At 73.3% G+C, this 26,903-nt stretch carries 16 protein-coding genes; 9 read left to right on the top strand and 7 right to left on the bottom strand.

The window, feature by feature from the left end; all coding sequences use genetic code 11:
- Positions 1-73: 73 nt before the first annotated feature.
- A complete protein-coding gene (locus ACFVZH_RS18570) occupies positions 74-1,570 on the bottom strand; it encodes an MFS transporter (protein WP_384898435.1) in 1,497 nt (498 codons plus the stop codon).
- Between the two features lie 125 nt (positions 1,571-1,695).
- Here ACFVZH_RS18570 and ACFVZH_RS18575 point away from each other — a divergent pair, with 125 nt between their 5' ends.
- The 4 genes from ACFVZH_RS18575 to ACFVZH_RS18590 all read left to right on the top strand — a co-directional run bounded on the left by ACFVZH_RS18575 (position 1,696) and on the right by ACFVZH_RS18590 (position 7,106).
- Positions 1,696-2,592: a TetR/AcrR family transcriptional regulator C-terminal domain-containing protein gene (locus ACFVZH_RS18575; protein ID WP_384898436.1), complete on the top strand. Its 897-nt coding sequence runs from the start codon at positions 1,696-1,698 to the stop codon at positions 2,590-2,592.
- Between the two features lie 204 nt (positions 2,593-2,796).
- A complete protein-coding gene (locus ACFVZH_RS18580; RefSeq protein ID WP_384898437.1) occupies positions 2,797-4,824 on the top strand; it encodes a M4 family metallopeptidase in 2,028 nt (675 codons plus the stop codon).
- 91 nt (positions 4,825-4,915) lie between these two features.
- The gene (locus tag ACFVZH_RS18585; protein WP_384898438.1) at positions 4,916-5,572 is read left to right on the top strand and encodes a response regulator; all 657 of its coding nucleotides are present in this window, start codon (positions 4,916-4,918) and stop codon (positions 5,570-5,572) included.
- A complete protein-coding gene (locus ACFVZH_RS18590) occupies positions 5,565-7,106 on the top strand; it encodes a sensor histidine kinase (RefSeq protein ID WP_384898439.1) in 1,542 nt (513 codons plus the stop codon). The genes ACFVZH_RS18585 and ACFVZH_RS18590 overlap by 8 nt, the downstream gene beginning before the upstream one ends.
- A gap of 12 nt (positions 7,107-7,118) precedes the next feature.
- On the opposite strand, the gene glgP is transcribed toward ACFVZH_RS18590, so the two are convergent.
- From glgP to ACFVZH_RS18615, 5 genes are all read right to left on the bottom strand, one after another.
- Positions 7,119-9,674, bottom strand: a complete 2,556-nt coding sequence (gene glgP, locus ACFVZH_RS18595) for an alpha-glucan family phosphorylase (RefSeq protein WP_384898440.1) — start codon at positions 9,672-9,674, stop codon at positions 7,119-7,121.
- Positions 9,675-9,786: 112 nt separating this feature from the next.
- The gene (locus ACFVZH_RS18600; protein WP_384898441.1) at positions 9,787-11,139 is read right to left on the bottom strand and encodes an FAD-dependent monooxygenase; all 1,353 of its coding nucleotides are present in this window, start codon (positions 11,137-11,139) and stop codon (positions 9,787-9,789) included.
- Between the two features lie 23 nt (positions 11,140-11,162).
- Positions 11,163-12,299, bottom strand: coding sequence for a monodechloroaminopyrrolnitrin synthase PrnB family protein (locus ACFVZH_RS18605; RefSeq protein WP_384898442.1), 1,137 nt, complete (start codon positions 12,297-12,299; stop codon positions 11,163-11,165).
- A 106-nt stretch (positions 12,300-12,405) separates the two neighbouring features.
- Complete coding sequence (locus tag ACFVZH_RS18610; protein WP_384898443.1) at positions 12,406-13,836, bottom strand: 4-hydroxyphenylacetate 3-hydroxylase family protein; 1,431 nt, start codon at positions 13,834-13,836, stop codon at positions 12,406-12,408.
- 140 nt (positions 13,837-13,976) lie between these two features.
- Positions 13,977-14,945: an AraC family transcriptional regulator gene (locus ACFVZH_RS18615; RefSeq protein WP_384898444.1), complete on the bottom strand. Its 969-nt coding sequence runs from the start codon at positions 14,943-14,945 to the stop codon at positions 13,977-13,979.
- 116 nt (positions 14,946-15,061) lie between these two features.
- Here ACFVZH_RS18615 and ACFVZH_RS18620 point away from each other — a divergent pair, with 116 nt between their 5' ends.
- From ACFVZH_RS18620 to glgB, 5 genes are all read left to right on the top strand, one after another.
- On the top strand, positions 15,062-16,003 hold the full coding sequence (locus ACFVZH_RS18620) for an SDR family oxidoreductase (RefSeq protein WP_384898445.1): 942 nt from the start codon (positions 15,062-15,064) through the stop codon (positions 16,001-16,003).
- Positions 16,004-16,420: 417 nt separating this feature from the next.
- Positions 16,421-18,406, top strand: a complete 1,986-nt coding sequence (locus tag ACFVZH_RS18625) for an alpha-1,4-glucan--maltose-1-phosphate maltosyltransferase (protein ID WP_384898446.1) — start codon at positions 16,421-16,423, stop codon at positions 18,404-18,406.
- The gene (treS, locus tag ACFVZH_RS18630; RefSeq protein ID WP_384898447.1) at positions 18,403-20,097 is read left to right on the top strand and encodes a maltose alpha-D-glucosyltransferase; all 1,695 of its coding nucleotides are present in this window, start codon (positions 18,403-18,405) and stop codon (positions 20,095-20,097) included. The genes ACFVZH_RS18625 and treS overlap by 4 nt, the downstream gene beginning before the upstream one ends.
- A 246-nt stretch (positions 20,098-20,343) precedes the next feature.
- Positions 20,344-21,693, top strand: a complete 1,350-nt coding sequence (locus ACFVZH_RS18635) for a maltokinase (protein WP_384898448.1) — start codon at positions 20,344-20,346, stop codon at positions 21,691-21,693.
- A gap of 616 nt (positions 21,694-22,309) precedes the next feature.
- Entirely contained in the window at positions 22,310-24,577 is a 2,268-nt protein-coding gene (gene glgB, locus ACFVZH_RS18640; protein ID WP_384898449.1) for a 1,4-alpha-glucan branching enzyme, read from the top strand.
- On the opposite strand, the gene ACFVZH_RS18645 is transcribed toward glgB, so the two are convergent.
- Positions 24,564-26,825 (bottom strand): HelD family protein, encoded by a 2,262-nt coding sequence (locus ACFVZH_RS18645; RefSeq protein WP_384898450.1) that lies wholly within the window; start codon positions 26,823-26,825, stop codon positions 24,564-24,566. The genes glgB and ACFVZH_RS18645 overlap by 14 nt on opposite strands.
- Positions 26,826-26,903: the final 78 nt, after the last annotated feature.

A 26,903-nucleotide genomic window follows, 5' to 3' on the forward strand; every position in this document is an offset into this window, starting at 1 on the left:
CTGTTGTCCGTCGTTCGACCACGTGATCGAACGACGGACTCTCCCAGTCGAGGGCGGGTGCCCGCAAGACAGTTCAGAAGGAAGCCTTCCGGGTCCGCAGCAGGACCGGCGGCAGCACGGCCGCCAGGAGCATCAGCGCGGCGGCCCCCAGCGCCGCACCGCCCATGGCCTGCGTGAAGGCGCTCCGGGCCGCGTCGAGGACCGCCGGCGCGGCGCCCAGCGCGCCCCCCAGCGTCTCCCGGGCGGCGGCCGGTGCGGACGCGGGCATGGCCGAGGTGTACACGGCGGCGCCGATGGAGCCGAGGACGGCCATGCCGAGGGCGCCGCCCAGCTCCTGGCCCGACTCCATGACGGCGGCGGCGGAGCCGGCGCGCTCGGGGGGCGCCGCGCCCAGGGCGAGTTCGTTGGCGAGGGTCATGGCGGAGACGAGGCCGGCGGCGTAGACGGCGCTCGCCACGAGGACGCACCAGAGGGGCGTGGCGCGGTCGACGGTGGCGAGCCAGGCGAAGCCGGCGGCGGAGACGAGGAAGCCGCCGCCCATCACGTGGGCGCGGTCGACGCTCTTGGCGAGCACGGCGGCCGTGGGTGCGGCGACGAGGACGCCTCCGGTGGGCACCAGGCTCCAGAGGGCCGCCTCGAAGGGGCTCTGCCCGAGGACGGACTGGAGGTACTGGGTGAGGAAGACGGCGAAGCCGACGGTGGCGGCCATGGCGAGCAGGTTGACGAGGACGGACCCGCCGTAGGCGCGGTGGCGGATGAGCCTCAGGTCGACCATCGGGTGGTCGAGGCGGGCCTGCCGGCGCACGAAGACGACGGCGACGGCGAGCCCGGCGGCCACGGCGGCCGCCGGCACGGGCGCCCAGCCCTCCTTGGCGAGTTCCTTGACGCCGTAGATGACCGGGAGCAGGGCGGCGAGGGAGAGGCCGCCGCTGAGCAGGTCGAACCGGGCGCCGGTGGCCGCCCCCTTGGACTCGGGGAGGAGCAGGGGCCCGAGGACGAGCAGGAGCGCCATGGCGGGCAGGTTGAGGAGGAACACGGAGCCCCACCAGAAGTGTTCGACGAGCGCGCCGCTGACGACCGGGCCGAGGGAGATGCCGCCGGCCATGACGGAGGTCCACAGGGTGACGGCCTTGGCGCGCTGGGCCGGGTCGGGGAAGAGCGTGCGGATGAGGGCGAGGGTGGCGGGCATGAGGCAGGCGCCGCCGACGCCGAGGAGGGCGCGGGCGCCGATGAGCGCGCCGGGGGTGTGGGCGGACGCGGCGGCGACGGAGGCGACGCCGAAGAGGGCGGCGCCGCCGAGGAGCAGCCTGCGCCGGCCGACGCGGTCGCCGAGCGCGCCCATGGTGACGAGGAGTCCGGCGAGGACGAAGCCGTAGGTGTCGAGGATCCAGAGCTGTTCGGTGGCCCCGGGGCGCAGGTCGGCGCTGATGGAGGGGATGGCGAAGTAGAGGACGGAGACGTCCATGGAGACGAGGAGCAGCGGCAGCATGAGGACGGCGAGGGCGGTCCACTCACGGCGTCCGGCGCGGGCGGGTCCCCTCGTGGGTTCGGGTCGTGCGGTGACGGTCATGCGGTGACGGAAGCAGCCGGGGGCGTACGGCGCCACTCCCGCCCTAGTACACCTCTACAGGCGATAGTTAACCCGCAGTTCAGGGGCGTATACGACGTCCCTGGTGCACTAGTACACTGCCCGCCGTGTCGAACCGTGCGCCCTACCTCGCCATCGCCGACGAGCTCCGCCGCCGCATCCGGACCGGCGAGCTGTCCCCGGGCGACCGGGTGCCGTCGACGCGGGCCGTGACCCGTGAGTGGGGCGTGGCCATGGCCACGGCCACGAAGGCGCTGGCGGTACTGCGCCAGGAGGGGCTGGTGCGGGCCGAGCCGGGGGTGGGGACGGTGGTCGTCGCCCCGGTGGATCCGGACGCGGCGCCGCTGTCGCGGGAGCGGCTCGTGACCGCCGCGCTCGGTCTGGCGGACACCGAGGGCCTGGGCGCGCTGACGATGCGACGGGTGGCGTCGACCCTGGGTGTGTCGACGATGACGCTGTACCGCCATGTGCCGGGCAAGGCGGAACTGGTGCGGCTGATGGCGGACGCGGCGTGCGGGGAGGTGCCGTTGGGGCCGGTGCCGGCGGACTGGCGGACCGGGCTCGAACAGGGGGCGCGCTGGCTGCGGGGGGTGTACGCCCGGCACCGGTGGATGGCGCACGCGATGGCGTCGTTCACGCGGCCGGTCGCGACGCCGAACGCGATGGCGTACACGGAGTGGGTGCTGCGGTCGATGCGGGGCACTCCGCTGTCGCACGCGGACAGGCTCCACGCCCATCTGCTGATCTTCGCCTACGTCCAGGGGCTGTCGATGGCGGACGACCTGGAGGAGCAGGCGCGCCAGGACACGGGGATCTCCGACAGCGAGTGGATGGAACAGAATGAGCCACGCTTCGGCGCGATCCAGGCGGGCGGCTCGTACCCCGAACTGGAGTCGGTGACGAGCGGCGGAGGGTTCGGTCTCGACCTGGAAGCGCTCTTCGAATTCGGGCTGAGGCGAACGCTGGACGGCATCGCGTCCATGATCGACGAAACGTCCGGTTAACGAACACGGACGTACGGGCAGCGGACGATTTTTGGCCAACTTGTCGATGCGCTCCTGACAGGTCCCCGTCATTCCTGTCACTCTCTCCCCGGCTCTTCGCATCAATGTTCAACGCTTCACCCGAACGTGCTCCACAGCTCTCCTTGCTCCGCCCGGACGGGCTCACCCCAGTCCGCCGGTACCCCCCTCGCATAAGGAGTCTGCGTGAGATCCACGCCCAGCCGCCGCGCCACCGCGACCGGCGCTCTGATCGCTGCCGCCGCCATGCTCACCATCGGTGTGCAGGCCGGCACCGCCTCGGCCGGCACCTTCGCGGCAGCCCCGCAGGCGCTGTCCGCCGGCAAGGCCAACCCCGGCAAGCTCCCGGCCGACCTCACCCCCGCCGAGCGCACCGCGCTCATCAAGGCGGCCGACGCCGACAAGGCCGCCACGGCCAAGTCCCTCGGCCTCGGCGCCCAGGAGAAGCTGGTCGTCCGTGACGTCGTCCAGGACCGGGACGGCACGACCCACACGCGTTACGAGCGCACCTACGCCGGACTGCCCGTCCTGGGCGGCGACCTGATCGTCGAGGAGTCGAAGGCCGGCGCGCGCCAGAGCGTCTCCAAGGCTTCCCGCGCGGAGCTGAAGAACGTCGACACCAGCGCCACCGTCACCCCGGCCGCCGCGTCGAAGCAGGCCCTGAGCGCCGCGCAGGCGGAGGGCTCCGACAAGGCCGCGACCAACCGCGCCCCGCGCAAGGTCGTCTGGATGGCCAAGGGCGCGCCCGTCCTCGCGTACGAGACCGTCGTCGGCGGCCTCCAGCACGACGGCACCCCGAACGAGCTGCACGTCGTCACCGACGCCAACACCGGCGCGAAGCTGTACGAGTGGCAGGCCATCGAGACCGGCACCGGCAACACGATGTACAGCGGCCAGGTGACGCTCGGCACCGCGCCCTCGTACACGCTGACCGACACCGGCCGCGGCAGCCACAAGACGTACAACCTCAACGGCGGCACGTCGGGCACCGGGACGCTGTTCACCAACACCACCGACGTGTGGGGCAACGGTCTCCCGGCGAACAAGGAGACCGCGGGCGCCGACGCGCACTACGGTGCCGCGCTCACCTGGGACTACTACAAGAACGTGCAGGGCCGCACCGGCATCCGCGGTGACGGCGTCGGCGCGTACTCCCGGGTCCACTACGGCAACGCGTACGTCAACGCGTTCTGGTCGGACTCCTGCTTCTGCATGACGTACGGCGACGGCACCGGCAACACCAAGCCGCTGACGTCCATCGACGTGGCCGCGCACGAGATGACGCACGGCGTCACCTCCAACACGGCCGGCCTCCAGTACAGCGGCGAGTCCGGCGGCCTCAACGAGGCCACCTCGGACATCTTCGCGGCGGCCGTCGAGTTCTACGCCAACAACGCCAGCGACCCGGGCGACTACCTCGTCGGCGAGAAGATCGACATCCGCGGCAACGGCACCCCGCTGCGCTACATGGACAAGCCGAGCAAGGACGGCTCGTCCAAGGACGCCTGGTACTCGGGCCTCGGCGGCATCGACGTCCACTACTCCTCGGGCCCGGCGAACCACTTCTTCTACCTGCTCTCCGAGGGCAGCGGCGTCAAGACCGTCAACGGCGTCACCTACGACTCGCCGACCTCCGACGGCCTGCCCGTCACCGGCATCGGCCGCGCCAAGGCCGAGCTGATCTGGTTCAAGGCGCTCACCACCAAGTGGGGCACGACGACCGACTACGCCGGCGCCCGTACCGGCACGGTCGACGTCGCCAAGGCGCTCTACGGCGCCACCAGCCCCGAGGTCGCGGCCGTCGAGGACGCCTGGGCCGCCATCAACGTGGGTCCGCGCTCCGGCGGCGGCAACCCGCCCACCGGCACGGTCTTCGAGAACTCGGCCGACGTCAACATCCCGGACTCCCCCGGCGCGGCGGTCACCTCGACGGTCAACGTCACCGGCATCACCGGCAACGCCCCGAGCAACCTCGCCGTCGGCGTGGACATCATCCACACCTACCGCGGTGACCTCGTCGTCGACCTCGTCGCCCCCGACGGCTCGGTCTACAGCCTGAGCAACCGCTCCGGCGGCAGCGCCGACAACATCCAGCAGACCTTCACCGTGAACGCCTCCTCCGAGGTCGCCAACGGCGCCTGGAAGCTCCGCGTCCAGGACAAGGCCGGCATCGACACCGGCTACATCAACAACTTCAAGCTCACCTTCCCGTAAGCCGGAAGGCACCCACGGCCTGAAGTGACAGGGCGGACGCCCGGAGGGAACCTCCCTCCGGGCGTCCGCGCGTCTGCCTACCCTGGACCGCATGATCAAGGTGCTGCTTGCCGACGACGAGACGATGATCAGGGCCGGAGTGCGGGCCATCCTCGCCACCGACCCCGGGATCGAGGTGGTCGCCGAGGCCGGCGACGGCCACGAGGCCGTCGCGCTGGCCCGCGAGCACCGCCCCGACGTCGTCCTGCTGGACATCCGGATGCCCCGGCTCGACGGACTCGGGGCCGCCGAGGAGCTGCGTGCGGCGCTGCCCGGGGCGGCCGTGGTCATGCTCACCACCTTCTCCGAGGACGCGTACATCGCACGGGCGCTCGGCAGCGGCGTCAGCGGCTTCCTGCTGAAGTCCGGGGACCCGCGCGAACTCATCGCCGGGGTCCGGGCCGTGGCCGGCGGCGGCGCCGCCCTCTCCCCCACCGTGGCCCGCCGGGTCATCGACACCCTCGGCGGCGAGCGGTTCACCCGCGCCGCCGACGCGCGGGCCCGCCTCGCCCCGCTCACCGGCCGCGAACGCGAGGTCGTCGCCCTCCTCGGCGCCGGACTCTCCAACCAGGAGATCGCCCAACGGCTGTACGTCGTCGAGGGCACCGTCAAGGCCCATGTGAGCGCCGTCCTGGGCCGGCTGGGCCTGCGCAACCGGGTCCAGCTCGCGGTCCTCGCCTACGAGGCGGGCCTGGTCCCCGGTGCGTGAACGCCTCTTCGACCTGGGGCTCTGGCTGCTGCTCTGCGTCCCCGTCCTGCTCAGGTCGGACCCGAACGACGGCGGGTCCTGGACCGAGGTCGCGGTCGGCGTGGCACTCCTCGGCGGCTGCGTCGCGGTCAGCCGGCGGTGGCCGCCGGTACCGGTCGCCGTCGTGGTCGCGGTGAGCCTGACCTCCACCCTGGAGTTGTTCACCGCCTCGTACAGCCTGGCCCTGGTCGCCTTCGGCTACCTCGCCGGACGGCGGCAGGAGCAGACCCGGGCGGCGCTGTGGCTGTTCGGCGCGGTCGCGGCGGCCGGACTGCTCCTGACCGCGGTCACGCACACCTCCCTCGGCCAGTGGTTCACGCTGCTGCTCACGCTGGCCCTGGCGGTCGTCGCGCCCTGGCTGATCGGCCGTTACGTACGCCAGTACGACCGGCTCGTGCGCAGCGGCTGGGAGCTGGCCGACCGGATGGAGCGCGAGCAGGCGGCCGTCGCCGACCGGGAGCGGCTGCGGGAACGCTCGCGGATCGCGGGCGACATGCACGACTCCCTCGGCCACGACCTCGCGCTGATCGCCGTCCGCGCGGGCGTCCTCGAGGTCGACCCGGCGCTCGGCGAGGACCAGCAGCGGGCGGCGGGCGAACTGCGGCGCGCGGCGGCGGACGCGACGGCCCGGCTGCGGGACATCATCGGCGTGCTGCGCGAGGACGACGCCGGGGCGCCGACCACCCCGTCCGGGGAGACCGTCGAGGAACTGGCCGCCCGGGCCCGGGCGTCGGGGCTGGCCGTCACGCTCGCCACCACACCGGTGCCCACCCTGCCGGGGATGTCCGGCCTCGCCCTGCACCGGGTCGTGCAGGAAGGTCTCACCAACGCGGCCAAACACGCCCCCGGCGCCGCCGTCTCGATCGCCGTCACCCAGGACGCGGCGAACGTCCGCGTCCGGGTGACCAGCGGCCCCGGCACCCGCCCCGGCGCGACCACGCCGACGGCACGCACCCCCGGCGGGACCGGCCGGACGGGACTCGCCCCCGGCGGGACCGGCCTGGTCGGGCTCGACGAGCGGGTGCGGCTCGCGGGCGGCTCGCTCGCGCACCGGGGCACCGCGGACGGCGGGTTCGCCCTGGAGGCCGTACTCCCCCGGAACCCTCCCGCGCCGCTGCCCGCCGCGCCGACGTCGGCGCGGGAGCTGGACCGGGCCCGCCGCGAGGTCCGCAGGGGCCTCGCGCGGGCGATCTGGATCCCGCTCGCGCTCCTCTTGGCGCTGGGCCTGCTGATGGCCGGGGTCGCCCTGTGGACCCAGCACCAGTCGTACCTGGAGCCGGAGGACTACGCCCGGATGCGGGTCGGGCAGTCCCTCGCGGAGCTCTCCGAGGGCCTGCCCGACAGCCCGCTGGACAGCGCGCCGCGACGCGCCCCGGCGGAGCCGCCGGGCATGGACGAATGCCGGTACTACCGCTCCACGATGCTGGCCGCGATCCCGGTGTACCGGCTCTGCTTCGTCGACGGGAACCTCGCGGAGAAGGCGCGGGTCCCCTAGGTCCCCTGGGAACTACCTCAGGAGGACGCCCGCGCCCTCCCCTTTGGTCTCCTCCGGGAGGGCCGCGAGGCCGAGTTCGGCGGGGTGGGCGAGGAGCGGGTGCGCGGGCAGGACGCGGACCGTGCAGCCGAAGGAGCCGGTCCGGTCGAGTTCCAGGGTGCCCGCGTAGGGCAGCCGGCCCTCCAGGTCGGGGCCGCCCGCCGGCTTGAGCGTGACGGTACGGGTGGCGGCGAGGGTGTCGTCGGCGTCGACCCGGCCGGTGACGGCCTGCACCTCGACGTCGTCCGGGCCGAGCGCGCCGAGGGCGACCCGGACCCGGACGACCGGGGTGGCGCCCAGCTCCGCGTCCGCCAGGTCCTCGACGAGCCCGTCGCCGACCTCCACGTGGTCGACGGTCACCCGGGGCCACGCCTCCCGGACCCGCGTCTTCCAGGCGGCGAGGTCCCGCGCCCGGTCCGGGGTGAGGGCCCGGCGGGCGGCGCCGGCGGGGACGTACAGCCGCTCGACGTACTCGCGGACCATCCGGTCGGCGAGGACCTTCGGGCCGAGGTCGGCGAGGGTGCGCCGGACCATCGCCGTCCAGCCGGCCGGCACCCCGTCGGGGCCCCGGTCGTAGAAGCGGGGGGCGACCCGGCGCTCGACGAGCTCGTAGAGCGCGGCGGCCTCCAGGTCGTCGCGCCGGTCCTCGTCCTCGGCGGCCGACCCGTCGGCGGTGGGAATGGCCCAGCCGAAGTCCGGCTCGAACCACTCGTCCCACCAGCCGTCGAGGACGGACAGGTTGAGACAGCCGTTGAGGGCGGCCTTCATGCCGCTGGTGCCGCACGCCTCCAGCGGCCGGAGCGGGTTGTTGAGCCAGACGTCGCAGCCGGGGTAGAGACCGCGGGCCATCTCCATGCCGTAGTCGGGCAGGAACACGATCCGGTGCCGGACCCGGGGGTCGTCGGCGAACCGGACCAGCTCCTGGACGAGCCGCTTCCCGCCGTCGTCGGCGGGGTGCGCCTTGCCGGCGACGACAAGCTGCACGGGCCGCTCGGGGTGGAGCAGCAGCGCCCGCAGCCGGTCCTTGTCCCGCAGCATCAGGGTGAGCCGCTTGTACGAGGGGACCCGGCGGGCGAAGCCGATGGTGAGGACGTCGGGGTCGAGGACCGCGTCGGTCCAGCCGAGTTCGGCGGCGGCGGCGCCGCGCTGCCGCCAGGAGGCCCGCAGCCGCTCCCGTACGTCGGTCACGAGCCGCTCCCGCAGGGTGCGGCGCAGGTCCCACAGCGCGCGGTCGGTGGGGTCGGCGCCGAGCCGGCCGACCTCGGGCGCGACCCAGGTGGGGGCGTGGACGCCGTTGGTGATCGAGCCGATCGGCACCTCGCCGGCGTCGAACCCCGGCCAGAGCCCGGCGAACATGTCCCGGCTGACGGCCCCGTGGAGGGTGGAGACGCCGTTGGCGCGCTGGGCGAGCCGCAGGCCCATGGCGGCCATGTTGAAGACGCCGGGGTCGCCGCCGAGCGGGGTCTCGTCGCCGAGGGCGAGGACCCGGCCGGTGTCGACGCCGGGGAGCGCGCCGTCCTCGCCGAGGTGGCGGGCGATCAGGCTGCGGTCGAACCGGTCGATGCCGGCGGGGACGGGGGTGTGGGTGGTGAACACGGTCCCGGCCCGGACGGTCTCCAGGGCGCTGTCGAAGTCCAGCCCCTCGCCCTGGAGTTCGCGGATGCGTTCGAGGCCGAGGAACCCGGCGTGGCCCTCGTTGCTGTGGAAGACCTCGGGGGCGGGGGTGCCGGTGAGCCGGCAGTAGGTGCGGACGGCCCGGACGCCGCCGATGCCGAGGAGCATCTCCTGGAGCAGCCGGTGCTCGCTGCCGCCACCGTACAGCCGGTCGGTGACGCTCCGTTCGCCGGGGGCGTTCTCCTCGACGTCGGAGTCGAGCATGAGCAGCGGGACCCGGCCGACCCGTGCGATCCACAGGTGGGCGTGCAGGTTGCGGCCGCCGGGCAGCGCCAGGGTGATCCGGGCGGGGTCGCCGTCGTCCTCCCGGAGCAGGTGCACCGGCAGCTCGCCGGGGTCGAGGACCGGGTACTGCTCCTGCTGCCAGCCGTCGCGGCCGAGGGACTGCCGGAAGTAGCCGTGCCGGTAGAGCAGGCCGACGCCGACGAGGGGGACGCCGAGGTCGCTGGCGGCCTTGAGGTGGTCGCCGGCGAGGATGCCGAGCCCGCCGGAGTACTGGGGCAGGGCGGCGGCGACGCCGAACTCGGGCGAGAAGTAGGCGACGGCGGCCGGGGCGTCCCCGGACCGGCCCTGGTACCAGCGGGGGGCGCGCAGATAGTTGTCGAGGTCCTCGGCCGCGGTGCGCAGCCGGGCCAGGAACTCCTGGTCGGCGGCGAGCGCGGCGAGCCGGGGGGCTTCGAGGGCGCCGAGGACCCGGACGGGGTCGCCGCCGGCGAGCCCGGCGGGGGCGAGGGAGTCGAAGAGCGCCCGGGTGGGCTCGTGCCAGGACCAGCGCAGGTTGTGCGCGAGGTCGGTGAGGGGTCGAAGGGTGTCGGGGAGGACGGGACGCACGGTGAATCGACGGATTGCCTTCACGTTGTCCACCTTCGCAGGCGAGTACGGAGCGGAGCGGGCGCACCACGCTGTGCGTCCGGCGTGCCGCCGACGTTAGGTCACGGCGGGGGCGGCGCTGCCACGGCGCACGGGGTCATGCGGTGGGCACCGTCACCTCGTACGGGGAGCCCAGGTTCACCGTCCGCGGGTCGAAGGCGCCGGTGGCCGCGTACCGGCTCGCGACGGCGGCGAGTTCCTCGGCGGGGATGACGTCGTGGATGTCGGTGAAGCCGTGCGGGGCGCGCGCGTGGGCGAGGCCGATGACGGCCTCGGGGCCGAGTTCCCGGTTGGCCTGCTGGAGCGCGGTGGTGACGGGCCGCCGCTCGCGCTCGTACGCGGCGAGGCCCTCGGCGGGGTCGGCGTGGTGCGCCAGGGCGTGGGCGAGGGCCCGGGCGTCGACGACCGACTGCGTCGCCCCGTTGGAGCCGACGGGGTACATGGCGTGGGCGGCGTCGCCGATGAGGGTGGTGCGGCCGTGGCTCCAGCGGTCGAGGGGGTCGCGGTCGACCATCGGGTACTCGTGTGCGGAGTCGGCGGCGCGCAGCACGTCGGGGACGCTGACGCCGTCGAACTCCCAGCCGTCGTAGAAGGGGAGGAACGTGTCCACGGGGACGGCGCGGTTCCAGTCGCCCCGCAGCCGCTCGGCCGCGGACGCGCAGGCGGCCCCGGCCGGCCGGGCCAGCGCCCAGTTGACCAGCACCTCCCGGCCCGGCCCCGTCGGCCGGCCCATCGGGTACACGACGGCCTTCTGCCGGTCGTCGCCCGCGATCAGCATGAAGGAGCCGACCGCCCGGGCGGGCATCCGGGACACCCCCCGCCACACCAGCATCCCGTTCCAGGGCGGGCAGCCCTCGCCCGGGTGCAGCGCCGCGCGGACCGCCGAACGGATGCCGTCCGCGCCCACCAGCACGTCCGGTTCGAGGGAGGCGCGGCCCCGCACGGCCCCGTCCCGGTGTTCGAGGAACAGCCGCGGCCGGCCGCCCGGCAGCAGCTCCACCCCGCTCACCCGGACCCCGGTCACCAGGGCCGCGGGTCCGAGCCTGGCCCGTACCGCCCCGGCGAGGACCTGCTGGAGATGGCCTCGGTGGACCGACAGCTGGGGCCAGCGGTACCCCGCGCCGAGGCCGCGCGGCTCGCGCGCGATCAGGCCGCCCGACCGGTGGTAGTAGCGCAGCTCGCGGGTGCGCAGGGCGCCCGCCTCCAGTGCGTCGAGCAGTCCCAGCGCGTCGAGTTCGCGGACCGCGTTCGGCATCAGGTTGAGCCCGGCGCCGACCGGCCGGATCGCGGGCGCCGCCTCGACGACCGTCACCCGCTCGAATCCGGCGGCGTGCAGGGCGAGCGCGGCGGTGAGACCGGCGACCCCGCCGCCGGCGATCACGATGTGCGGGCTCTGCCCGTGGAAGGACGGGGCGGGGACCGGGGCGGGTGACACGGGGTGGGGCGACATCTCGGCTGCTCCTCTTCGCGTCGTTAGGCGGCGGTCGGCCCGGCGGGGGCGGCCGCGGCGGGACGGCGTCGCACGGTCGTGCGGCGCACCATGGTCTCGTTCTCCCTGGTCAGGTCCAGGATGGAGCGCAGGAGCGCGACGGGGGCCCCGCCGCTGCCCTCCTCGTACAGGCGCACGTCGTCGCGGTACGCCTTGCGGGCGATGCCGAGGTGCCGGGCGCGGAACGTCTTGAGGATCCGCAGCACGCGGCCGAGGGCCTCCGCGCTCGCGGCCAGCGGCGGCGGCAGCCGGTCCGCCCCCACCCGGCCGACCGCCGCCGCCAGCTTGCTCACCGCGGAGACGCCGCCCCGGTGGCGGTCGTGGAAGTCCCGCCAGGCGGGCAGTCCGTACGGCACCGACTCGGCGAGGAAGGCGTCGTACGACGGGTCCGTGCGGTCGCACTGCCACAGCGTCAGGTCGACCAGCCAGAGCGGCACCTGGGCGGCGGCCGGGCCCAGGTAGTCGCGGCCGCCCACCTCGACCTCCTCGAAGTACGGGCGCAGCGTCAGCGCGAAGTACTCCGGCGAGACCTCGGCGACGGTGAGGTCGATGGAGTCCACCATGGCCCGTACCCGGTGGGCGATCCGGTCCAGGGCGCACGCGAATCCGGCGTCGTGGGGTTCGAGCCGGGCCACCCGGGCGCAGTCGTCGAGCGCCCCGGCCAGGCCGGGGAAGACCATCCGCACCGCCTCCTGGAGGAGCGCCTCCGCCGGGTGACCGGTGTACGAGCGGCGGCGGGGGCCCACCGGGTTCCAGGTCGTGTAGTGGTGGACGGTGTCCCGGGGCACCATGTCCGTGCGGCGTCCGAGGAGTTCGAGCACGGGCAGTGCCTCCGGGACGGCGGCCAGCGGCTGCACGCCGTGCCGCTTCAGCGAGCCCAGCAGGATGCCGAGGTCCCGCATCGCCGCCGCCGCGCCCGCGACGCTCCACAGCGCGGCCCGCTCCCGGTCCGGCAGCAGCGTGCGCAGCGCGACCGTGAGCGCGGCGACGTCGGCCCGCTCGTTCATCCGCGGCACCGCGGCGAGCAGCGCGTCGGCGCCCAGCGGGTCGGCGGCGCGTATGTCCTCGGTGCGGTGGCGCGGGTCGCCGAGCAAGACCGGCTCCTCTCGGGTTCGGCTCACTCGCCGGTGGTGGACGACAGGGGGTGCTCCGGGGACCGTTCCGGGAGGTGGAGCCGTACGGAGAGGAGGGCGAGCGGGCCCCGCCGCGGCCCGGGTGGTGGTGCGCTCACCGGGCGGTCCCGAGGCCGTAGCCGTCGAGGCACGCCTGGGCGAGGTTCTCGCACTCCCCGGCGGAGCCGGCCCAGGTCTGCATGGTCAGGTAGACGTGCGGGGCGCCGTGGTAGAAGCGTTCGTACTGCTCGTGGCGACCGGCGAACTCCGAACCGAGCGCGTCCCAGGCCAGTTTGAGGAGTTTGACGCGGTCCTCGGCCGGATGGCCTGGGGCGGCGAAGTAGCGGTGGACGAGCGGCCCGAGTTCGGGGTGGAGGAGGTCGCGGCCGCTCGCGGGGAGCTGGACGAGGGCCCCGCCGGCGAGCAGCTTGATGTCCTGGACCGCCCGGGGGTACAGCTCGCCGGCCATGATCCGCTGGGCGTAGGAGATCTCCTGGCCGGGGCGGACGCCGCCGCGGCCCCCGTCGACCTCCTCGTACGAGGCTTCCGCGGCGAGGACGAACGCCTTGGCCTGGGCGACCATGCCGAGGAGCCGGCCGAGGGCCTGGGTGACGGGCGGCAGGTTCTCGGTGCCGTGGGAGCGGCTGACGAGGATGGCGAGACCGGTGAGGAAGGAGAGCTTGGTCCAGAAGCGGGTGGCGGACTGGTGGACGAGGTTCAGGTAGGCGGGGGTCTGCCACCAGATGGCGCCGGTGGTGGCGGGGTCCCGGTAGGTGAGGACCCGTTCCCAGGGCACGAAGACGTCCTCGCAGACCAGCATCGCGTCGTTCTCGTCGTACCGGGAGGACAGCGGGTGGTCGAAGACGGAGCGGGACCGGCCCTCGTAGGAGGTGCGGGAGATCAGGCGGACGCCGGGGGTGCCGGGCCGCACGGCGAAGGTCACGGCGTGCTCGGTGTCGCCCTCGGCGAGCGGTTCGATCGTGCCGACGAGGAGTTCGTCGGCGAAGGCCGCGCCGGTGCCGACGGTCTTGGCGCCGCGGACGACGATCCCGCCGTCGCGTTCCGCGACGACCCGCAGGGTCCGGTCGTCCTCGCCGCCCCCCGAGGGCGGGTTGGTGAGGGTCAGGGCGGTGTGCAGGTCGCCCTCGGCGAGCCGGCGGTGGAAGGCGAGCGCGTGCGCGGCGCCGTCGAAGCCGGCGCCGGTGAAGACGGCAGGCGCGGCGGCGAACCCGGCCGCGCCGGCGGCCAGGTAGTCGGGGGTGCGGCCGAGGAAGCCGTAGCTGGCCTCGGCCGTCGTGCGGAAGGCGCGGCGGCGGGCGACGAGGTCCTCGTAGGAGCGGGGGACGGCGTAGGCGCGGCGCACCCCGTCCCGGACGAGGACGGGGTGGTGGACGGGGTCGTCGGCGAGGTCGTACAGGCCGGCGAAGGAGGCGGCGGAGGAGCGGAACGCGGGGTGCGTGGTGACGTCCTCGACCCGCTCCCCGTCGAGCCAGACCGCCCGCCCGTCGCGCAGTCCCTCCAGATACTCCTGCCCGGACCTCGTCACCGGTCGCCTCGCCTCTCCTCGGGTGTCACGGCTGTGCCGGTCCCGAGCCTGTCCCGGCGCGTTCCGCCCGGACAATGAGCGTCCGTCCAGGGCTCCTTAAGAACCGTCCAGCCGTCCCCGAAGATGTCAGGTCGGGCGGATCAGGCGGCCCTGGCCTCGCCCGCGCGGTGTTCGCCGGGGGTCACCCCGAACCACTTGCGGAAGGCGAGGTGGAAGCCGACGGCGCTCTGGTAGCCGACGCGGGCGGGCACCGCCGACTGGGGCAGCGAGGTCTCGGCGAGGAGCCGGCCGGCCTCCTGCATGCGGCGGGCGGCGAGGTACCGGGCGGGAGAGTCGCCGACCAGGTCGCGGAAGGCGGCGGTGAAGGCGGACCGGGACATGCCGACCTCCCGCGCGACGGAGTCGATGGTCCAGGGTTCGGCGAACCGGGTGGCCATGATGACGACCGCGCGGCTGATCCCGGGGTGGCGCAGCAGCGGCAGCGAGGCCGGGTTGTCGGCGAGTTCGCGGAGCAGCGGGCGCAGCGCGAGGACGAGCGCCATCTCGAAGGCGCGCAGGGTGATGAGCCGGTCGCCGGGTCCGACGGGCCGGTCGGGCGCGGCGAGCAGCCGGAGGGTGTCGCGGAGCAACGGTTCGCGCGCGACCTGGGCGCCGTCGAGGACGAGCGCCCAGGGCAGCGAGGTGTAGAGGCCGGTGGCGGCGCTGGCGTCGTAGTGGAGTCCGGCGCACAGCAGCCGGCTCTCGGGTCCGGTGCCGTCGATGACGATCTCGCCGGAGGTGCCGGGATGCCGTTCGGGCAGGACGGCCTTGAGGGGGAGGCCCTGGCGTTCGGGCCGGTCGGAGAGGCGGTGCGCGGTGCCGGTGGGGAAGACGACGAGGTCGCCCGCGTGCAGTTCGACGGGGGGCTCGTCGTCGGTGGTGATCCAGCAGTCGCCTTCGACGACGTAGTGGAGGACGGCGCAGCTGCGCTCGGCGTCGCCCTCGATGGCCCAGGGGGCGCGGACGTGCCAGCGGCTGTCGAAGACTCCGGTGAGCCGGAGGGGTTTCAGCAGTTCGCTGAGGAGGTCTTCCCCGTGCTGGTCGTGACGGTCGGTTCCCACGGTTTCCATGGACGATCCTTCAACTTCCGCCCCGGTTTGTTAATTGAACGGCCGAAGCCGCCGCGGCGAGCCTGGAAGACGCCGACACGACAGCGGTGACAGCCTAGCGAAGGGCCTCAGAACACATGTCCAGTGAGATTCCGATGCGGGTGGCCGTGGTGGGTGCGACCGGCTTCCAGGGCGGCGCGGTCACCCGGCTCCTCGCGGAGCGCCACCACCGGGTGCGGGCCCTGACCCGGCGCCCCGAGGCGGACCGGCCGCCGGTGCCCGGCGCGGTCTTCGTCGCCGGCGATCTGGCGCGGCCGGCGGCGGTGCGGCGGCTGTTCGAGGGGACGACGCACGCGTTCGTCACGATGCCGCTGGTGTACGACGCCGAGCGGGTGGAGGCGTACGCGCGTCATGTCGCCGAGGCCGCCCTGGCGGCGGGGACGCTCCGGCTGGTGTTCAACGCCAACACCCGCCTTCCGCTGGGTCCGACGGACGTTCCCGCCTTCGAGACGCGGCGCCTGGCGGAGCGGGTGCTGCGGGACAGCGGGGTGCCGCTGGTGGTGATCAGGCCGCCGGTGTACCTGGACAACCTGTTCTCGCCGTGGAACGGTCCCGCGCTGGTCGACGACGGGGTACTCGCCTATCCGCTGCCGGAGTCCGCGCGGACGGCGTGGCTGTCGCACCGGGGCCTGGCGGAGGCGGCGTTCGCGGCGCTGACCCGGGATGGCCTGGAGGGCCGGACGTTCGACATCGGCGGCGAACGGTCCCTGACGGGCGGGGAACTGGCGGCCGCCTTCGGCCGGGGGCTCGGGCGCGCGGTGCGGTACGAGGAGCTGGATCCGGTCGTCTTCGAGCAGTCCCTCGCACAACTCCTGGGCCGGGAGACGGCCGCCGGGGTGGCCGGGATCTACCACTACATGGCGACCGGCGCCGATCCGCTTCTGCTGGCGGACGACGACGGGGTCTCGGCCGAGGCCCTGGAGGTCGGCCAGGCCCCGGTGGAGGAGTGGGTGGCCCGCCAGCCCTGGCAGGTGTGGGCCACGGACGCGGAGGAACCGGACGCCTCACCGCGCCCCTGACGACAACGCCGCCTCACCGCGCCCCTGACGGCAGTGGCGCGTCACCGCGTCACAGGCGCCCCGGACGCCTCGCCGCGCCACCGGCCGGACGGCCGGAAACAGAGCCCCGCCCCACAAAGGCGGGGCTCGTTTCTTGTCCGGCCCGGGTCCTTGCCGGTGCGGCTACGCCCGAGTAGTTAACAAAGCGCCGGATTGCCCGCCCGGGGACGGTGGAAGGCTCCTGCGGTACACCCCCGAAACCGTCCCCCGTGACCCCCGTACACACCGTGGACCCCCGTACTCCCTGTGGACCCGCCATCCGAGTGAACGCGGACAGGAGCGGCCATGCCCGCAACCCGCCGGCCGTCGACGGAGCTAGAAAGAGCGCACCACCACCCGCACCCCCGTAACCCGTCAGGTGATGCTGTGAATCCGCTCATGGGACGCATTCCCGTACTGGACGTACGCCCGCTGGTCGACTGTGGCCGGCACCCCGCGAAAGCGGTCGCCGGAGAGACCTTCGAGGTGACGGCGACCGTCTTCCGCGAGGGCCACGACGCGGTCGCCGCCAATGTCGTGCTGCGCGGCCCCTCCGGCCGCCCAGGCCCGTGGACCCCGATGCGCGAACTGGCCCCCGGTACCGACCGGTGGGGTGCCGAGGTCACCCCGGACGCCGAGGGCCTGTGGACGTACACCGTCGAGGCGTGGAGCGACCCGGTGGCCACCTGGCGCCACACGGCGAGGATCAAGATCCCGGCCGGGATCGACTCCGAACTGGTCCTCGCCGAGGGGGCCGAGCTGCACGAGCGCGCCGCGAAGGGCGTCCCGAAGAAGGGCGGCGGCCGCGAGGCGGTGCTCGCGGCCGCGGACGCGCTGCGCGACCCGTCCCGGCCGGCCGCCGTCCGGCTCGCGGCGGCGCTGGCGCCCCGGGTCGTCGACTCCCTCGAACGCCACCCGCTGCGCGAACTCCTCTCCTCCTCTCCCGCGTTGCCGCTCCAGGTGGAGCGGGAGCGGGCCCTCTTCGGCTCCTGGTACGAGTTCTTCCCGCGCTCGGAGGGCGTGCGGAAGGTCAGGGGCCGCACGGTGCCGGGGAACTTCCGCACCGCGGCCGAACGCCTGCCGGCGATCGCGGCGATGGGCTTCGACGTGGTGTACCTGCCCCCGGTGCACCCGATCGGCGAGACGCACCGCAAGGGCCCGAACAACTCCCTGTCGGCGTCCCCGAACGACGTGGGCGTGCCCTGGGCGATCGGTTCGCCCGAGGGCGGGCACGACGCGCTCCACCCGGACCTCGGCACGTTCGACGACTTCGACGCGTTCGTGGCGCGGGCCCGGGAGCTGCGCCTGGAGATCGCGCTGGACTTCGCGCTCCAGTGCTCCCCGGACCACCCGTGGGTGGAGAAGCACCCGGAGTGGTTCCACCACCGCGCGGACGGCTCGATCGCGTACGCGGAGAACCCGCCGAAGAAGTACCAGGACATCTACCCGATCGCGTTCGACCAGGACATGGACGGGATCGTCGCGGAGACCGTGCGGGTGCTGCGGTTCTGGATGGACCACGGCATCCGGATCTTCCGGGTGGACAACCCGCACACGAAGCCGGTGGTGTTCTGGGAGCGGGTGATCGGCGAGATCAACCGGGCGGACCCGGACGTGATCTTCCTGGCCGAGGCGTTCACCCGGCCGGCGATGATGCGGACGCTCGGGGCGGTCGGCTTCCAGCAGTCGTACACGTACTTCACCTGGCGCAACACCAAGGAGGAGCTGACGGAGTACCTCACCGAGCTGTCCGGGGAGACGGCCGCGCAGATGCGGCCGAACTTCTTCGTGAACACCCCCGACATCCTGCACGCCTACCTCCAGGAGGGCGGCCGGCCCGCGTTCGAGGCGCGCGCGGTGCTCGCCGCGACGCTCTCGCCGTCCTGGGGCATGTACGCCGGGTACGAGCTGTGCGAGAACGCCGCGCTGCGGGACGGCAGCGAGGAGTACCTCGACTCGGAGAAGTACGAACTCCGGCCGCGCGACTGGGAGTCGGCGGAGCGGGTGGGGGCGACGATCACACCGCTGATCACCGCCCTGAACCGGATCAGGCGCCGTCATCCGGCGCTCCGACGCCTTCGGAACCTGTCGTTCCACGACACCGACAACCCCCAGGTGATCGCGTACTCGAAGCGCTCGGGTTCGAACATCGTTCTGGTGGTCGTCAACCTCGACCCGCACCACACCCAGGAGGCTTCACTCTCGTTGAACATGCCGGAACTCGGCCTCGACTGGCACGAGACCGTGCCGGTGCGCGACGAGCTCACCGGCGATACCTACCACTGGGGCAGGGCCTGTTACGTGCGCCTGGAACCGGGTGTCACACCCGCGCACGTCCTCGTCCTGCGACCGTCCCCGCAGACCGGAGGGTCACCCACATCATGACCGTCAACGAGCCCGTCCCCGACACCTTCGAGGACACCCCCGCCAAGGACCGCGACCCCGACTGGTTCAAGCGGGCCGTCTTCTACGAGGTCCTCGTCCGCTCCTTCCAGGACAGCAACGGGGACGGAGTCGGCGACCTGAAGGGCATCACGTCCAAGCTGGACTACCTCCAGTGGCTGGGCGTCGACTGCCTCTGGCTGCCGCCGTTCTTCAAGTCCCCACTGCGGGACGGCGGCTACGACGTCGCCGACTACACCTCGGTGCTCCCCGAGTTCGGGGACCTCGCCGACTTCGTCGAGTTCGTCGACGCGGCGCACCAGCGCGGAATGCGCGTGGTCATCGACTTCGTCATGAACCACACGAGCGACCAGCACCCGTGGTTCCAGGAGTCGCGGCGCGACCCGGACGGACCGTACGGCGACTACTACGTCTGGTCCGACGACGACAAGCAGTACGCGGACGCCCGGATCATCTTCGTCGACACCGAGTCGTCCAACTGGACCTTCGACCCGGTGCGCAAGCAGTACTACTGGCACCGGTTCTTCTCGCACCAGCCGGACCTGAACTACGAGAACCCCGCGGTGCAGGAGGAGATCCTCTCCTCGCTGAAGTTCTGGCTGGACCTGGGGATCGACGGGTTCCGGCTCGACGCGGTGCCGTACCTGTACCAGCAGGAAGGCACCAACTGCGAGAACCTCCCCGCCACCCACGCCTTCCTCAAGCGGGTCCGCAAGGAGATCGACGACCACTACCCGGACACGGTGCTGCTCGCCGAGGCCAACCAGTGGCCGGAGGACGTCGTCGACTACTTCGGCGACTTCCGCTCGGGCGGCGACGAGTGCCACATGGCCTTCCACTTCCCGGTCATGCCGCGGATCTTCATGGCCGTACGGCGCGAGTCCCGCCACCCGGTCTCCGAGATCCTGGCCAAGACCCCGGAGATCCCCTCCGGCTGCCAGTGGGGCATCTTCCTCCGCAACCACGACGAGCTGACGCTCGAGATGGTCACGGACGAGGAGCGCGACTACATGTACTCCGAGTACGCCAAGGACCCGCGGATGCGGGCCAACATCGGCATCCGGCGCCGGCTCGCCCCGCTCCTCGACAACGACCGCAAGCAGATGGAGCTGTTCACCGCGCTGCTCTTCTCGCTGCCGGGCTCCCCGGTGCTGTACTACGGCGACGAGATCGGCATGGGCGACAACATCTGGCTGGGCGACCGCGACGGGGTCAGGACCCCGATGCAGTGGACCCCCGACCGGAACGCCGGCTTCTCCTCCTGCGACCCCGGGCGGCTCTACCTGCCGACCATCATGGACCCGGTCCACGGCTACCAGGTGACGAACGTCGAGGCCGGGATGGCCTCCCCGTCCTCGCTCCTGCACTGGACGAAGCGGATGATCGAGATCCGCAAGCAGAACCGGGCCTTCGGCACGGGGACGTACACGGAACTCCCGGCGTCCAACCCGGCGGTGCTCGCCTTCCTCCGCGAGGACGGCGACGATCTGGTCCTCTGCGTGAACAACTTCTCGCGGTTCGCGCAGCCGACCGAACTCGACCTCCGCCGCTTCGACGGCGTGCGGCCGGTGGAGCTGATCGGCGGGGTGCGGTTCCCGGCCATCGGCCAGTTGCCCTACCTCCTGACCCTTGCGGGACACGGCTTCTACTGGTTCCGTCTCAAGAAGGGCTGACCGACGGTCAGTTCGGATTCGTCCGGGGTGGGACGGTTTTCACCCGTCCCACCCCGGGCACTGTGACCCACACACGTTCCACGCCACGATTCAGGTCCATCCGGGCCCACTTGGCGGACCCGTACGGATCTTCCCCTCCCGACACGTCCCGCACATCCGGACAGCCATAGCCGCAATCCGGGACACTCTGCGCATTTGAACGCACACGAAACCCAACTGCGCGCCCCGGGGAAAGGACGCGATGCCATGCCGGAGACCGCATCCACCACCCGGGCCCCGGACGCCCTCCTTCCGTCCCTCGCCCCCCTGCTCCACGAATGGCTGCCACGGCAGCGCTGGTTCGCGGGCAAGGGCCGCCGGGTCACCGGATTCACGCTGGACGCGGCCACCGAGCTGCTGCCCCTGGACGGCGCGGGCCCCGGCCTCCTCCACCTCCTCGTACGGGTCGAACAACCGGGACGCCCGGCCGGGACACCCGCCGACTGCTACCAACTCCTCCTGGGCGTCCGCACCCAGCTGCCGCCCCGCCTCGCCCCCGCCCTGATCGGGCGGATCCGGCAAGGGCCCCTCGCCGGACGAGCCGTGTACGAAGGGCTGCGCGACCCTCGGCTCGCCGGACTCCTCTACGAGCGGCTGCGCACCCCCGGCCGGACCGGCCCCCTGCGCTTCCACGCCACCACCGCCCTGCCCGCCGCGCTCGCCCCCCGCATGCTCGACGCCGAACAGTCCAACTCCTCGATCGTCTACGGCGATTCGTACATCCTCAAGATCTTCCGCCGGGTCAGCCCCGGCGCCAACCCCGACCTGGAACTCCCCCTCGCCCTCAGCCGGGCCGGCTGCGCACGGGTCCCGGCACCCGTCGCCTGGTTCGAGTCCGGAGCCTCCACCCTCGGCGTCCTCCAGCCCTACCTCCGCGACTCACGCGACGGCTGGAGGCTCGCGCTCGACGCGCTCGCCGACGGCCGCGAGTTCACCGGCGAGGCACGGGCCCTCGGCCGCGCCACCGCCGAGGTGCACCTCGCCCTCGCCGAAGCCCTGCCCACCCGCCGGCTGGAACGGGCCGAGACCGAGCAGCTGGCGGCCGCCATGGACCGGCGCCTGCACGCGGCCGCCCAGGCGGTCCCCGCGCTCCTCCCCCACGTGCCCGGCCTCCGGGCCGTCTTCGCCGCGGCCGGCGGCGCGGACGGCACCGGAGTCCTCCAGCGCATCCACGGCGACCTGCACCTCGGACAGACCCTCCGCGGGTCCGACGGCGGCTGGGCCGTCATCGACTTCGAGGGCGAACCCGCGAAACCGCTCGACGAGCGGCGCAGCGTCCAGCCCACCGTCCGCGACGTGGCCGGCATGCTCCGCTCCTTCGACTACGCGGCCCGCACCCACCGCCCCTGGAACGCCGACTGGGCGGCCCGCTGCCGCGCCGCGTACTGCACCGGATACGCCGAGGCGGCCGGCGCCGACCCCCGCACCGATCCGGCACTGCTCCGCGCCTACGAGACCGACAAGGCCGTCTACGAGGTCGTCTACGAGGCGCGGCACCGTCCCGACTGGCTCCCCGTCCCCATGTCCGCCATCGAACGCCTCTCCACCACCCCATGACCCCACCCCACCCGCCCACCGACCCGCACACCCGTGCGACCGCGGGCCCCGGCGCCCCGCCCCGGGCCCGCCTCCGTGTGAGCCCGGGCCCCGGCGCCCCCGCCCTGCCGCACGCCCGCGCGGGCGCCGTACCCGGCGCCCCGCCCCGGGCCCACCCCCGTGTGGACGCCGACCCCGAGGCCCCACCCGGGGCCCACCCCCGTCTGACCACCGGCCCCGGCGCCCCGCTCCGGCCCCACCTCCGTGTGGGCAATCGTCCCGCTGGGCGGGACGGGTGGGCACACGGGACGGCGCCCCCTGCCGGGCCTAGGCATTCCGTGCCTGAGCCCGTACCCCGGGTGCGGCGCCGCCGTGGGTTGTGCCCACCCGTTCCGCCCCAGCGGAACAGTTGCCCACAACGCGTGGAGACGGCGACGGGCCCCTCGGCCCGGCAGTGGCACGGCCCGTGTCGTGTGGAGGTGGTGGGGGTACCCCGATCGGAGCAGTGGGGGGCGGGGCGGGGGGCCGTGCGGCCTGGGGCGTCGGGGAGGGCGCCCGTTCGGCCGAGTGTCCCGGCGCCTCGTCGAGACGTTGCGCATCCGTACCCCCGTTCCCCTCGCCCTTCAGGAGGCCCCCGGTGACCGCCCGATCCGCAGGCAAGTCGTCCCGCAGCAAGAAGACGCCCGCGCCGGACCGGGCCGCGGTACGCGAGGCGCCACCGCTCGATCCGGGCGACCGGGCCCGGCTGCTGGCCGGTGAGCACCACGACCCGCACGGGGTGCTCGGCGCGCACCCGGTGCGGGGCGGTGTGGTGGTCCGGGCGCTGCGGCCGTTCGCCCGTGAGGTGACGGTGGTGGCGAAGGGCCGCCGTGTCCCGCTCCGCGCGGACGGCGACGGCCTCTTCTCGGGCCTGCTGCCGCTGCTGCGCAAGGTCCCGGCGTACGAGCTGCGCGTGCGGTACGAGGAGGGCGCGGAGGAGATCGTCCTGGAGGATCCGTACCGTTTCCTGCCGTCTCTCGGCGAGCTGGACCTGCATCTCATCGGGGAGGGCCGGCACGAGGAGCTGTGGACGGCGCTGGGCTCGCGGGCGATGGTCCACGAGGGCGTCGCCGGCACCCGGTTCGCCGTGTGGGCGCCGAACGCCCGCGGGGTGCGGGTCACGGGCGACTTCACGTGCTGGGACGGCACGGGGCTGCCGATGCGGTCGCTGGGTTCCACGGGCGTGTGGGAGCTGTTCGTGCCGGGGATCGGCGAGGGCGCCGTCTACAAGTTCGACATCACGCGCCCGGACGGTTCGCACACCGTGCGCGCGGATCCGATGGCCCGCCGCGCGGAGTGCCCGCCGAACACCGCGTCGGTCGTCACGGAGTCGCATCACACCTGGGACGACGCGGAGTGGATGGCGCGGCGCGGGGCGCGTCCGCATCACGAGGCGCCGCTGTCGGTGTACGAGCTGCATCTGCCGTCGTGGCGTCCCGGTCTGTCGTATCGGGAGCTCGCCGAGCAGCTGCCGGAGTACGTGCGCGACCTGGGCTTCACGCATGTGGAGTTCATGGCCGTCGCCGAGCACCCGTTCAGCGGTTCCTGGGGCTACCAGGTGACCGGTTTCTACGCGCCGACGGCCAGGTTGGGCACTCCGGACGACTTCAGGTACCTGGTGGACGCGCTGCACCGGGCCGGGATCGGGGTCCTGATGGACTGGGTGCCGGCGCACTTCCCGAAGGACGACTGGGCGCTGGCCGAGTTCGACGGGCGCCCGCTGTACGAGCACGAGGACCCGCGCCGCTCGCACCATCCGGACTGGGGGACGCTGGAGTTCGACTACGGCCGCAAGGAGGTGCGGAACTTCCTGGTGGCGAACGCGGTGTACTGGTGCCAGGAGTTCCACATCGACGGGCTCCGGGTGGACGCGGTGGCGTCGATGCTCTACCTGGACTACTCGCGAGAGCACGGCGAGTGGCTGCCGAACGAGTTCGGCGGCCGGGAGAACCTGGACGCGGTGGCGTTCCTGCAGGAGATGAACGCGACCGTGTACCGGCGCTGCCCGGGGATCGTGACGTTCGCCGAGGAGTCGACGGCCTGGGACGGTGTGACGCGGGCGACGGACCAGGTGGGTCCGGGCGGCTTCGGCGGTCTCGGGTTCGGCATGAAGTGGAACATGGGCTGGATGCACGACTCGCTCGGCTATGTGGAGAAGGAGCCGGTGCACCGCAAGTACCACCACCACGAGATGACGTTCTCGATGGTGTACGCGTACAGCGAGAACTACATCCTGCCGATCTCCCACGACGAGGTCGTGCACGGCAAGCGGTCCCTGGTGTCGAAGATGCCGGGCGACTGGTGGCAGCAGCGGGCGAACCACCGGGCGTACCTGGGGTTCATGTGGGCTCATCCGGGCAAGCAGCTGCTCTACATGGGGCAGGAGTTCGCGCAGGGCGCGGAGTGGTCGGCGGAGCACGGCCCGGACTGGTGGCTGCTCGACCCGGCGTACGGGGCGGAGGCGGACCACCGGGGCGTGCGGGACCTCGTGCGGGACCTGAACACGGTCTACGCGGCGAGCCCGTCCCTGTGGGAGCGGGACACGGCCCCGGACGGCTTCCAGTGGGTCGTCGGGGACGCGGCGGAGGACAACGTCTTCGCGTTCCTGCGCTTCGACGCGTTCGGCTCGCCGCTGCTCGCCGTCTCGAACTTCTCGCCGGTCGTCCGGCACGACTACCGGATCGGGGTGCCGGACACCTTCGCGGCCTGGGCGGAGGTCCTGAACACGGACGCGGCCCGGTACGGCGGCGGGGACGTGGTGGGCACCGACCCGGTGAAGACCGAGTCGGTGCCGTGGCACGGCCGTTCGGCGAGCCTGCGGATGACGCTGCCGCCGCTGGCGACGGTCTGGCTCAGGCCGGCGTGATGTCCGGCGCGGCGTCCGCGGGCCGGATGATCCCCAGGCGCTGAGTGGCCCGGGTCAGTGCCACGTACAGGTCGTTGACACCGTGCGGGGCGCCGGCCCGGATGGCGTCCGGGTCGACGACGAGGACGGTGTCGAACTCCAGGCCCTTGGCCTGCCGGGGGTCGAGCAGGACGACGGGCCGCGTGAGGTCGGGCTTCGGGCCGTACGCGGCGTCCGGGAGCGCGGCGAGGAGTCCGGGGTGGAGGGCGGGCGGGGCGATGACGGCGAGCCTGCCCTCGGCCCCGGCCTCGGCGGCCACCGCGTCGGCGGCCTCCTTCACCGGGTCGTCCACCGTCCGGTCCCAGGGTTCCACGCCGGTGGAGCGCACCGAGCGGGGCGGCTCGAACCCGGGGTCGGCGGCCCGCCGCACCTCGGCGGCGACGTCCATGATCTCGGCGGGCGTGCGGTAGTTGACGCCGAGCCGGACGTGGTCCCAGCGGTCCTCGACGTACGGGCCGAGGATGCTCTCCCAGGCGCCGACGCCGGCCGGGTCGCCGGTCTGGGCGGGGTCGCCGACCAGGGTCATGGAGCGGTTGGGGCTGCGGCGCATGAGGAGCCGCCAGGTCATCGCGGAGAGTTCCTGTGCCTCGTCGACGATGATGTGGCCGAAGGCCCAGGTGCGGTCGGCGGCGGCGCGTTCGGCGGCGGTCCGGTGGTCGGCCTCCTCGTGCCGTTCGGCGAACCGCTCGGCGTCGATGATGTCGTGCGCGGAGAGGACCTCGGAGGCGTCCTTGTCGAGTTCCTCCTTGTCCTCGAACTCGTAGGTGCGCGAGGCGAAGGAGACGTCGAGGACGCCCTGGGCGTACTGGATCTGCTTCTGCCGTTCGGCCTCCTCGGCGGCGCGGGCGGCGGAGTCGTCCTCGCCGAGGAGTTCGGCGGCCTCGTCGAGGAGGGGGACGTCGCCGGGGGTCCAGGGTCCGCCGTCGCGGCGGATCGCCGCGGCGGCGGCCTCGGGGAGGTGGGTGGGCTCGGCGAGGTAGTCGGCGAGGAGGTCCTGCGGGGTGAGGGCGGGCCAGAGGGTGCCGATCGCCGTGTACACGTCGGGGTTGGCGGCGATGCCCTTGGCGAGCAGGGCGATGTCGTCGGGGCCGAGGAAGTTGGGGCCGCCGTAGGGGTCGGCGCCGATCCGGTCGGCGAGCTGTTCGGCGAGCGCGTCGAGGATCCGGAAGACGAAGTACGGCCGGGCGAGGTTGTGCGGGAGGGCGGTCTCGCGGGCCTTGTGGCGGGCCTCCAGGGCCATGTCCCAGTCGATGACCAGGTCGCCGTCGTCGTGCGGGACGATCAGCGGCTCGCCGCGTGCGGGGACCTGCTGGCGGTCGCGTACGGCCGCGGCGAGGGCGTCGGCCATGGCGGCGGAGCCCTTGACGGCGGCGGCTTCCGGGGTGTCGGTGCCGGTGGCGCGGACGCCGGGGAACAGCTCGGCGGGGGTGGCGAGGAGGACGCCGGTCTCGCCGAGGGAGGGCAGGACGTTGCCGATGTAGCCGAGGAAGGCGGGGTTGGGGCCGACGATGAGGACGGCCCGCTTGGCGAGCTGCTCGCGGTGGGCGTAGAGGAGGTACGCGGCCCGGTGCAGGGCGACGGCGGTCTTGCCGGTGCCGGGGCCGCCCTCGACGACGAGGACCCCGCGGTGCGGGGAGCGGATGATGGCGTCCTGCTCGGCCTGGATGGTCTGCACGATGTCGTGCATCCGGCCGGTGCGGGCGGCGTCGAGCGCGGCGAGCAGCACTTCGTCGGCGTCCCGGCTCTCGTGGCCGGTGCGGGTGGCGTCGGCGAGGTCGAGGACCTCGTCGTGGAGCGCGGTCACGGTGCGGCCGAGGGCGGTGATGTGCCGGCGGCGGGTGAGGCCCATCGGCTCGTAGCCGGTGGCGAGGTAGAAGGGGCGGGCGATCTCGGCGCGCCAGTCGACGACGAGCGGGGTGCGGTTCGGGTCGTCCTCGCGGAGGCCGAGCCGGCCGATGTGGTGGTCGCGCCCGTCCTTGAAGACGAGCCGGCCGAAGCAGAGTCCGCTCTCCCCGGCGTTGAGCGCGGCGAGCAGACCGGACTGCTCGGCGACGAGCACGTCCCGTTCCAGCCGGCCCTGGTTGCCGCCCGTCCCGGGGGTGCGCAGGGCCCGGTCGACAGCGGCTTCCGCCTGGTCCCTGAGGTCGTCGAGCCGTGCGTACAGATCGGTGATGAATTGCTGCTCTTTCCGAAATTCCTCGGTTGACAATTCGACTCCCGGCGCGATACAGTGCGTTTATTGAACTTCTCCGCGTCCTTGGCGTGTCCGGACACGGAATCCATGAAT

This window comes from Streptomyces sp. NPDC059534 (assembly GCF_042743475.1).
Classification (GTDB): domain Bacteria; phylum Actinomycetota; class Actinomycetes; order Streptomycetales; family Streptomycetaceae; genus Streptomyces.

Coding starts and splice junctions, on each gene's coding strand:
- ACFVZH_RS18570 (WP_384898435.1), bottom strand. CDS start 1,570: ATGACCGTCACCGCACGACCCGAACCCACGAGGGGACCCGCCCGCGCC.
- ACFVZH_RS18585 (WP_384898438.1), top strand. CDS start 4,916: ATGATCAAGGTGCTGCTTGCCGACGACGAGACGATGATCAGGGCCGGA.
- ACFVZH_RS18600 (WP_384898441.1), bottom strand. CDS start 11,139: ATGTCGCCCCACCCCGTGTCACCCGCCCCGGTCCCCGCCCCGTCCTTC.
- ACFVZH_RS18615 (WP_384898444.1), bottom strand. CDS start 14,945: ATGGAAACCGTGGGAACCGACCGTCACGACCAGCACGGGGAAGACCTC.
- ACFVZH_RS18620 (WP_384898445.1), top strand. CDS start 15,062: ATGTCCAGTGAGATTCCGATGCGGGTGGCCGTGGTGGGTGCGACCGGC.
- ACFVZH_RS18625 (WP_384898446.1), top strand. CDS start 16,421: ATGGGACGCATTCCCGTACTGGACGTACGCCCGCTGGTCGACTGTGGC.
- treS (WP_384898447.1), top strand. CDS start 18,403: ATGACCGTCAACGAGCCCGTCCCCGACACCTTCGAGGACACCCCCGCC.
- ACFVZH_RS18635 (WP_384898448.1), top strand. CDS start 20,344: ATGCCGGAGACCGCATCCACCACCCGGGCCCCGGACGCCCTCCTTCCG.